Origin of the sequence: Sphingobacterium bovistauri (assembly GCF_020295405.1) — a bacterium.
Lineage (GTDB): Bacteria > Bacteroidota > Bacteroidia > Sphingobacteriales > Sphingobacteriaceae > Sphingobacterium > Sphingobacterium bovistauri.
The window spans coordinates 203732-213364 of the sequence record NZ_JADEYP010000003.1 but is presented as its reverse complement, the minus strand read 5'-3'; the positions used below and the strand labels follow the sequence as shown (position 1 = coordinate 213364).

The following is a 9633-nucleotide window of genomic DNA, read 5'->3' as shown; positions in this document are numbered from 1 at the left end:
TCAATAAACTTTCGGAAACCTTATATTCCTTGCTAATACCTAATATTGATTCTGACGATTTAGTGTACAAATCAATACAAGTCTTCTTAAATGATAATGTGTGTTTTACTTTTCTATCCATAAAAAATGCCCCCAGAAAGTGTCTAACTTTTTGGGGGCAGTGCAAAAAAATGGCTCCTTTTTTATAATTTATTAGAATGCTCGTTTTTTTAAGTATTCATTCTCTTTCGAAGTCATCAATTCTTTATCTTCCTTCTTCTTGTCATAATAACCACAAAGGTGTAAGACACCATGTATAACCACTCGATGTAGTTCATCACGTTCGGTAACTCCAAATTTCTGAGCATTTTCACGAATTCTTTCTATCGAAATAAAAATATCACCAGCTAGGACGTCTTCGTCTTCTGATGAATCAAACGTCACTATATCCGTATATGTATCGTGATTAAGGTATTGCTTGTTGATATCTAACAAATATTCATCTGAACAAAACACAAAATTGAGCTCTCCAATACGACTTAAACCTTCTGATTTTGCTGTATCAGCTATCCAAGTTCTTACTTTTGCCTTATCTTTTAAAGTGAATTCTATATCCTCTGTGAAGAATGAAATATCTTTTAATGCCATTTTTCTAAAACCCTTTTGTATCCATGTAAGTTTGCAAAATAATCGTAGCTGAAACCGTATCGATTAAACTCTTACTTTGCTTTTTATTTTTTTTCAATCCTGATTGAGCAATTACTGATGAGGCCATTTTAGAAGTAAAGCGCTCGTCTACCTCTGCCACCTTTATTGTTGGAAACTCTTTTTTCAGTTTGCGCATGAATCCCACAACATGCTGAGCCGATTCAGAATCAGTACCATCCATTTGCAATGGTTTACCCACCACAAACGTTTCGACTTCCTCCTGCTTTAGGTAATCTTTCAGATAATTCCAAATGTCTTCAGGATGAACCGTCGTTAAGGCTGTTGCTATTATTTGTAATGGGTCTGTAACCGCTATACCAATACGCTTCGTGCCATAATCAAACGCCATTATACGCATATGCTCAAAATTTTAACAAAGGTACAATTCATTATTGAGGATAAAAATCTATAACTTTGGTCGTATATATTTTTATTATGCGATTAATTTTATATCTACTCCTTCTAATTATCCCATTTGAACTCGAGGCTCAATCCTACGAACAACAAATTGATTCGTATAGAGCAGAGCTGAAATCCAAATTTGAAAAAGATGATTTTGGCCCAATTAAGAAGGAAAACGTTGTATATTTAGACTATTTTAAAGCGAACTCCACTTACAAAGTCAAGGCGAAAGTTGAGCCTTTATTTGGAGAGAAAACTTTCCGAATGCCAACTTATGACGGCACCAGCAATGAATATAAACGATATGCATTCGTGCATTTTGAATTATTAGGTCAACAACATACTTTAACAGTATATCAAAGCGTAGCCTTATTTCAAAATCCACAATATAAAGATTATTTATTCTTACCTTTCTTAGATAGTTCCAATGGCGATAAAACATATGCAGGTGGACGATATTTAGAGTTGGATGCTTCAAAAATTAAAGATGGAGAGATTGAGATTGACTTCAATAAATCGTATAATCCCTATTGCGCATACAGCTCTGGGTATAGATGCCCTCAGCCTCCAGCTGAAAACTTCCTATCAATTGCTATAGAAGCTGGAGAAAAAATGTATAAAGGCCCTAAAAATGAAAGAATAGTAAATAAAGCTATGGCAAAAAATTTCAATGAAAAGGAAAGCACTATTATTAAAGGAGGTGATGCAAATTCAAAACTCCATGTTTACCAAACGACAAATGAACGAGAATTATTGGTACTAAAAGCCACTTCAAGTGACATTAAAATCGATGACCCTTTGCTCCCAACTTTGGAAAAAAGAATGTTACTAACCGTACAAGATCCTCAGCACGCTGGAGTAGGGATCGCTGCACCACAAATTGGTATAAATAAAAACCTAATATGGGTACAACGCTTTGATAAAGAAAATGAGCCATTTGAATTTTTCATTAACCCAAAAATAATTTGGCGTTCAAAATTAATTCGTTTAGGTACTGAAGGTTGCCTTTCTATACCAGACAGACGTGAAGACATTGAACGTAGCTATTCGATTAGATTACAATATTGGGATAAAACAGGAAATATTATCGAAGAGAATATTGAAGGCTTCACGGCTGTTATTTTCCAGCATGAGGTAGACCATCTATACGGGATACTTTATCCTGATCGTCTTGAAGAGCAAGATAAAAAAGAGCATATTGAGCTCAACGAAAAAATTAAATTCTCTATTGAGAATGGAATAACAAGACCATAACAAAAAAGGCAGCGATTCGCTGCCTTTTTTGTTATCTTTCTATCAATTTGATTTCATATAATTTTGGCCAAAGCTTACCCGTCACAAACAATCTTTTACCTACGGTATCATAAGCGACACCATTAAGTTCATTATCATTTGGTAGTCTACCTTCAGTATATAGCCCTACAAGATTTATACGCCCTTCTACAACCCCAGTTTTTGGGTCAATAATCACAATAATATCTTTGCTATACACATTCGCATACACTTTTCCGTCAATGTATTCCAGTTCATTTATTGAATCAACTTTACCATTTTCGTCATACACCTCGATGGAATCAATCTCTTTACCTGTCTTTGCATCAAGGAAATACAATCTACTAGACCCATCTGATTTTATAAGTTTATTACCATCATAGGTTACCCCCCAGCCATATTTACTGTTTTCATAAGGAAATTCACCAATCCTTTTAAAAGTATTTTTATCATAGAAGAATCCCTTCCCATTTTCCCAAGTTAAGAACACTATTGTATTTCCAACTATCGTCATCCCCTCTCCAAAAAAATCATCAGAAGGTTTTTCAATCTTTAAAACTTCACCAGTCTTCAGATCTACTTTACGAAGAGAAGTCACAACACCTTCTAATTGTGAAGGTTGACCAGTAGTTTCATAAAGTACACCATCTGCATATTGTAAGCCTTGAGTATAAGCTTTCGTATCATGCGGAAATTCATTTACAACCTCAAAAGAATAATTTTTTGCATTTGGCGGCAATACAATAACATTGCTATAGGCAATATCTTCTTTACCACCTACATAAACCTTAGCGGATAACGAACGATCGCCAAATCCAAATTTTTTAGTATCAAAAACAACACTTCCTGTGTCCGTTTTAGTAACCAGCAGTTCGCCATCTATAGAATAAACAACCGAATCAAGCGTTGTATTAGGAAAGTTTAACTTCAATTTTACCTGATCACCAAACGCAACACGCTGACCTGATTCTGGAAGTACAAACTCAAATTTACCCTTTTGCGATTTACAACCCCCAACAGCTATCAAAATAGCTAAAGATAAACCGGATAATAATTTTGTGCGCATAATAATTTTATTTAGTTGCTCCAAAAAGCATCTTTTATCAATTCTATTTTATTTACTCCTAAATATACAGAGACTATATCAAATCTTATCTCACCCTCGTAATTATTTAATTCAATATAAGCATCAGCAGCTTGTATAAGATTATGTTGTTTTTTGTGATCCACGAATTCACTAGGAGTGCCATATAAATTCGATTTTCGACTTTTCACCTCTACAAATACCAAAGTTTTCTCATCAGAGGCAATAACATCCACCTCCCAATGTTTGTAGCGCCAATTAACAGCAATAATCTGATAACCCAATCCATTTATATATTCAATGGCTAAATTCTCACCAAACTTACCAGCGTCCAAATGATCAACCATATTGAATATCTATTTTATAACAATATTACCCAATAATTGCCCAAGCATCTTTTCGGCCTCTTTAAGTTTTTGATATTTACTTAACTCGATTTCTAAATCCTCAGGAGAAAGGTTTTTTTTCATCTCCTCTCTAACTTTATGCATTTCCCTCGAAAACTTGCGTTTTTTAATACGATAAATCGCCTGTATAACTAACTCTTTAAGATGTTCTATCTCTCTAGTCACATATATCTTGCGTTTATCATCATTCCAATTAGGACTTATTTCGTATCGATCCGCTATACAATCAATTGCTAATTGTGAAACATCATTATCAGTTGATGAGATGAAAAACTTTGAATCGGGCACCTCAAAATTTTCTGCTTGCCTTACAAATTCATTAATAATTTTAGCACACACAGCATCCTCAAAATCAACATCATCCAGACTACCCAACAAATATGGAGCAACAGGAACATCACCATCACCTTCCCATGTAACTAACTCTCTGCCATAATTCAATAGAATACGTACTATTTCTCTCTCTTGTAATAATTCTGACGTTAATTGCTGAGGTATTGGAGCTACCTCGATGCCTGCCCCCTGCTTTTCCTCATCTGTTAAAAAGAAGTCTGCAGGTGGCATTTCTCCAGGGAAATCTGCCCCCCCGCTATATGGAGACGAAGATTTGTTTTGTGAAGCTTTTTTATCTAGAGCTTTCGCCCTATTTAATCTAATTTTATTAAGCTCAGTAAGCAATATTCGCTCCTCAATATCTAACAAAGAGCTACATTGCCTTATAAATACTGAAACTTTAATCTCATCAGGAATCAGTGCAATACTCGTAACAACCTCACGAATTACTTCTGCTCGTTTTATTGGATCATCCTTTGCGTCCTTTAAAAGGATATTTGTTTTGTAGAAAATAAAATCCTCTTGATATTTTTCAATATATTCTTTGAATGCTGTAGACCCAACTTGCTTAGCGTAAGAGTCTGGGTCATTGCCATCAGGAAAAAGCAAAACTTTAACATTCAACCCTTCCTCCAACAACATATCCGTTCCACGCAATGAAGCCTTTATACCTGCTGCGTCACCATCATACAGAATAACTACATTTCTAGTAAAGCGTGAAATTAATTTGATTTGTCCAGTTGTCAAAGAAGTTCCTGAGGAAGAAACTACATTTTCAACACCAGCTTGATGCATAGCAATTACATCAGCATAACCCTCCACTAAATAGCAAAGATCAGCATCCATTATCGCTTTCTTAGCGAAGTTTAAGCCATATAAAACATCCGATTTATGATAAATTTCCGACTCTGGAGAATTGACATATTTTGGAACTGATTTTTCCGTTTTTAAAGTACGGCCACCAAAACCAATCACTCTTCCTGTTAGATTATGAATTGGAAAGATAACACGTCCCCTAAAACGATCATATAAAGATTTATCATCACGTTCAATCGCTAACCCTATATCAGCCAAATAACCTTCATGGAAACCAGCCTTTTTAGCTTCATCTACTAGAGCTGTCCACTGGTCAGGAGAGTAACCTAATTCAAACTTCTTAATGATATCCTCACGATAGCCACGCTCTTTAAAATAAGACAGTCCAATAGATTGGCCCAAATTCGTTTCCCACAAATTCTCACGGAAAAATTTCCCGGCCCACTGACTCAATACATAAAGGCTTTCTCTTTTATCCTGTGCAGCTAATTGAGCAGGACTCCTTTCAATCTCTTCAATCTCGATACCATACTTATTTGCTAGATACCTAATTCCTTCTGGATAAGAGAATTTCTCCAACTCCATGACAAACTTAAGAGAATCTCCTCCGGCCCCGCAACCGAAGCACTTATATATCCCTTTTGACACAGAAACATTGAAAGATGGAGTTTTTTCATTATGGAAAGGACAATTCCCAATTAACGAGCTGCCACGCTTTTTTAGATCCACAAAATCTCCCACAACCTCTTCTATCCGAGCTGCATCTAATACTTTATCTATTGTTTCCTGAGCAATCAATTTCTTATCCCTTTTTATAAATGAAGTATTTCAAATTTAGAAAATTAATCTAGGATTTTGTAGCATCCAAACAAGCTAAAAAAATAAAGGTGGAAATTAAAATTTCCACCTTCAATAATATTTCTATATTTTAAAATTAGCCTGTCGCTATCGACGCATCCTCATTTAAATGATTTAGTAGCGTCGGATTTAATATATTACATGTTCGTAATAAATCACGCATCGGATATTTAGCTACTACATCCTGTAATGCCGCCAAATGTTTTTGATGATGACAATCAGTACCTACAAAATCATACATTCCTGATTTTAACATAGTCAAAGCAGCAACTTTAACTTCAGTACCATAATACCTGCTTACGGAAAGAAGATTCAATTGTAATAAACAACCAGCATCCTTAATTTGTCTATACATATTAAAGTTATAATGATAATAATTATAACGTTCAGGGTGAGCCAAAATTGGCTTATATCCTAAATTTTGAATGTCAAGAATTGTTTGAAATAAAGCCTTTGATTCCGCCAGATAAGACATTTCGATCAACACATAGCCTCCAGGCATTACGCAAAGATTGTCTTTAGCAATTAAAGAAACCATCCCTTCATCTATCATATGTTCAGCAGCGGAGAAAATTTTAACTTTACTTTCACTCTCTGTCAAAGCTTTGGTTAACTCAGTAAACGCTCTATTAATAGATGATTTATTATTAGGATGTACTCCATCCATTATGTGTGGGGTACAAATAAATTTTTGAAACCCTAAACCACTCAACCCTTTAATCAAATCTATCGAATCACCTACAGATTGACTACCGTCATCAATTCCTGGAAGTATATGATTATGCATATCAACCTCCAAAAACGACAGTTTCCCTAAAGACCTTACTTTATCTTCTGGATTACTTTTCTTACCAAAGAAATTTGAAATAAAACCCATATTTTAAATACAATGGCAAATATAACATTTACCCTAACTTTATTTATAAATATTTAAAACCTCACTAATTATAGTGAGACAAAACAATTTCCATGCCATACAGCTCAAAAAAGCAACATTTAACCAAAAATTGTTAATAATTAATTTAAAATCAATTCTACAATACAGAGCCTCAATTTAAACATTAGGGAAGTAATATGTTTTTTTTATATTTGATAATAAGTATAAACGAAAATATGATTATTGCAGTAGATTTTGACGGAACAATAGTGGAGCATAAATATCCGCAATTAGGGAAACCTATTCCTTTTGCATTCGACACACTAAAGCAACTTCAAAATGAAAATCACACGCTCATCCTATGGACGGTAAGAGAGGGTAGACTATTAGACGAGGCAATACAATATTGTGCTAAAAATGGATTACATTTCTTTGCACATAACACTAATTTCCCAGAAGAAGACAGAAGCTCTGCACCGAGAAAATTAAAAGCAGACATGTTTATTGATGACAGAAATTTTGGTGGACTACCCGATTGGCACTTTATTTACCAAGTTATACAACAAAAAAAAGCACTAAATGTTCAGTTTGATTTAGAAATGTCTTCTAGAAAAGAACGCTCAAAAAAGAACTGGTTTTTCTTTAAATAATAATGAAAATATCTCCAATAATATTGTTGTCAGCAACTCTAATGATTATGAGCTGTAATAACAACATTAATAATAGTAATACACACAACAAAATACAGAATACCAACTCACAAGAGCATCAAAATTATCTGATTAAATCTTGGACTTCGTTTGATTTTACAAATCTTTCTGCTATCAAAAATCCTGATTACGGAGAACAAAAATTTGTAGATTATATAAATTTATTTCCGAAACACAGTACAAATGAAATTACGGAAAGTATAGAATATATTCTTGCGAAATCCTCCAGCAATAAAGATGTCCTTAACCATTTTCTACAGTTATTTGATAAATATCTTTACGATGTAAATTCGCCTTTTTATAATGAAGATTACTATAAAATTGTATTACATAGTATAATAGAGTCTAGCAGTATTAGTGCTAATGACAAAGTGAAATATAACATTAGATACAAAATTGCATTACGTAATAATATAGGTAGCAAAGCTGAAAACTTCAATTTTTATGTAGAAAATGATTTAACAAATCTATATGCCCTAAATGATAAAGATATTATATTGTTCTTTTATACACCTGGCTGTAACTCTTGTGCTACAAGTATAAATGCATTAAGATCTAGTTCACAGCTCACTCAAAATATAAATATTTTGGCCATTTATCCAGATGGTGATTATAACATTTGGATGGATTATAAAGATCAGATTCCCAAACAATGGATAAACGGAATTGATAAAAATAAGGAGATACTTCAAAATCAACTTTATGATTTGAAAGCATCCCCTACAATTTATCTTCTAGACAAAGACAAAAAGGTTGTACTTAAGGATATTTCAGTTGAAGTATTATTAAAATATATTAGCCATAAACAAACAAAGAGGTACTAATTAGTTCCTCTTTGTTTGTTTATGGTATTAATTACCTAATACGATTACAGCCCTACTTAAACGCGGATCGTCATAATACATATTCTCGACCCCTCCATAATTTGAGATCGTTAGTCGCGATGATGGAACTCCAAAATCTCTTACTAAAACATTGAATATCGCTTCAGCACGTTCTCTACTCAACCTATTATTCGATGCAGGTGTACCTGTTCCTTTGTCCGCATACCCAGAGATATTATAAATAACATTTGTAGCACCTTCTTTAATAACTTTAGCAAAATATCCCAAATTAACTCTCGCTTCATTACTAACAGTGCTTTTATTAATTGGGAAAGTAATCAAGATAGGAGCAACTAACACATTTTTGTCAATCTTAACATCTGTGATTGATTTGCTATTAGACTCAGCCAATTGCCTTTTCAATGCATCATTATCATTTGCTAACTTATTAACTCTATCTCTTAAAGCATTTAATTCGGCTTCTTCATAAGTGGTAATCTCTACTATAGACTCTCTATCCCAATTACGCTTACCAATATTATAAGCAATCCCTACAGTCCCTGAGATGATACCATCTTCCTTTCTTCCCCCCAATTCACCTTCAAAATCATCTTTCATTAACGCACCTCTAAAGTCTGCGATAATATTAAACGAATTATTTATTCGAAAAGAGTTATTAATACCTATATTGATTGAAGGCTCACTAGACTCAGGACTAGCACTAACCCACGCCCAACCAAAACCAAAATATGGAGAAACATTATAGAAACGAGATTGATTATAACCTCCTATCAGATTCGATATGTTGAATAAGACATCTGCATGCAAATGATTGTAATCAAATCTTTGAATTTCCAAAAGCCCCAAATCAGCTGATGCTACGTCTTCATATATTTCACCTGTAGAATGTGTCTTTGCTGATGACCAACGATTATGGGTTAAGCCTTTTAACTTATAACCTGTATATCCTCCTCGTATTGCCACACCAGGAGTAAACCATTTTCCAAAATAAGCATTGAAAGCAGGAGTTAACCGATCTTGAAATTTCATTTGTTTATCATGATCCCCAAAAACAAATTGAGCACCAGCACCAACACCAATAAACCAGTTCTCAAAAAACCTGTTGGTAACAATTTTGTACTTGTCATTTGAGACATTAACAACTGTATCCTTCTTCGTTTTTATTGATTGAGAAACCCCATAATTAAAATGGAAAACAAAAAGTATTGCGAGAATACTTCCTAATATTACTTTTTTCATAGACAGAATTTTAATCGTAGATGATTATAAAACTTTTCACAAAGTTAATCTAAATTACATCAAAACAGCAACAATGTGCTTAAAAAAATAATTAACTGTAGAT

Annotated in this window: 10 protein-coding genes; 3 read left to right on the top strand and 7 right to left on the bottom strand. The window is 33.8% G+C overall.

Features of this window, described 5'->3' with window-relative positions; all coding sequences use genetic code 11:
• Positions 1–192: 192 nt before the first annotated feature.
• Both ybeY and ruvX read right to left on the bottom strand, forming a co-directional pair.
• Positions 193–627, bottom strand: a complete 435-nt coding sequence (ybeY, locus tag IPZ78_RS03125) for an rRNA maturation RNase YbeY (RefSeq protein WP_225551475.1) — start codon at positions 625–627, stop codon at positions 193–195.
• A gap of 4 nt (positions 628–631) precedes the next feature.
• Positions 632–1045, bottom strand: coding sequence for a Holliday junction resolvase RuvX (gene ruvX / locus IPZ78_RS03120; protein WP_225551474.1), 414 nt, complete (start codon positions 1043–1045; stop codon positions 632–634).
• 77 nt (positions 1046–1122) lie between these two features.
• Between ruvX and def the strand changes: the two genes are divergently transcribed.
• On the top strand, positions 1123–2343 hold the full coding sequence (gene def / locus IPZ78_RS03115) for a peptide deformylase (RefSeq protein WP_225551473.1): 1221 nt from the start codon (positions 1123–1125) through the stop codon (positions 2341–2343).
• A 31-nt stretch (positions 2344–2374) separates the two neighbouring features.
• Here the strand turns inward: def and IPZ78_RS03110 are convergent, their stop codons facing one another.
• From IPZ78_RS03110 to IPZ78_RS03095, 4 genes are all read right to left on the bottom strand, one after another.
• Positions 2375–3427, bottom strand: a complete 1053-nt coding sequence (locus tag IPZ78_RS03110) for a glutaminyl-peptide cyclotransferase (RefSeq protein ID WP_225551472.1) — start codon at positions 3425–3427, stop codon at positions 2375–2377.
• Positions 3428–3438: 11 nt separating this feature from the next.
• A complete protein-coding gene (locus IPZ78_RS03105; RefSeq protein WP_225551471.1) occupies positions 3439–3792 on the bottom strand; it encodes a YraN family protein in 354 nt (117 codons plus the stop codon).
• A 9-nt stretch (positions 3793–3801) separates the two neighbouring features.
• On the bottom strand, positions 3802–5799 hold the full coding sequence (gene dnaG, locus IPZ78_RS03100) for a DNA primase (RefSeq protein WP_225551470.1): 1998 nt from the start codon (positions 5797–5799) through the stop codon (positions 3802–3804).
• Positions 5800–5935: 136 nt separating this feature from the next.
• Positions 5936–6736, bottom strand: a complete 801-nt coding sequence (locus IPZ78_RS03095; RefSeq protein ID WP_225551469.1) for a tyrosine-protein phosphatase — start codon at positions 6734–6736, stop codon at positions 5936–5938.
• A 236-nt stretch (positions 6737–6972) separates the two neighbouring features.
• On the opposite strand from IPZ78_RS03095, the gene IPZ78_RS03090 reads away from it, so the two are divergent.
• Positions 6973–7386, top strand: coding sequence for a BT0820 family HAD-type phosphatase (locus IPZ78_RS03090; protein ID WP_225551468.1), 414 nt, complete (start codon positions 6973–6975; stop codon positions 7384–7386).
• Between the two features lie 47 nt (positions 7387–7433).
• A complete protein-coding gene (locus tag IPZ78_RS03085; protein WP_225551467.1) occupies positions 7434–8270 on the top strand; it encodes a DUF5106 domain-containing protein in 837 nt (278 codons plus the stop codon).
• A 27-nt stretch (positions 8271–8297) separates the two neighbouring features.
• Here the strand turns inward: IPZ78_RS03085 and IPZ78_RS03080 are convergent, their stop codons facing one another.
• Positions 8298–9530 (bottom strand): OmpA family protein, encoded by a 1233-nt coding sequence (locus IPZ78_RS03080; protein ID WP_225551466.1) that lies wholly within the window; start codon positions 9528–9530, stop codon positions 8298–8300.
• Between the last annotated feature and the right edge of the window lie 103 nt (positions 9531–9633).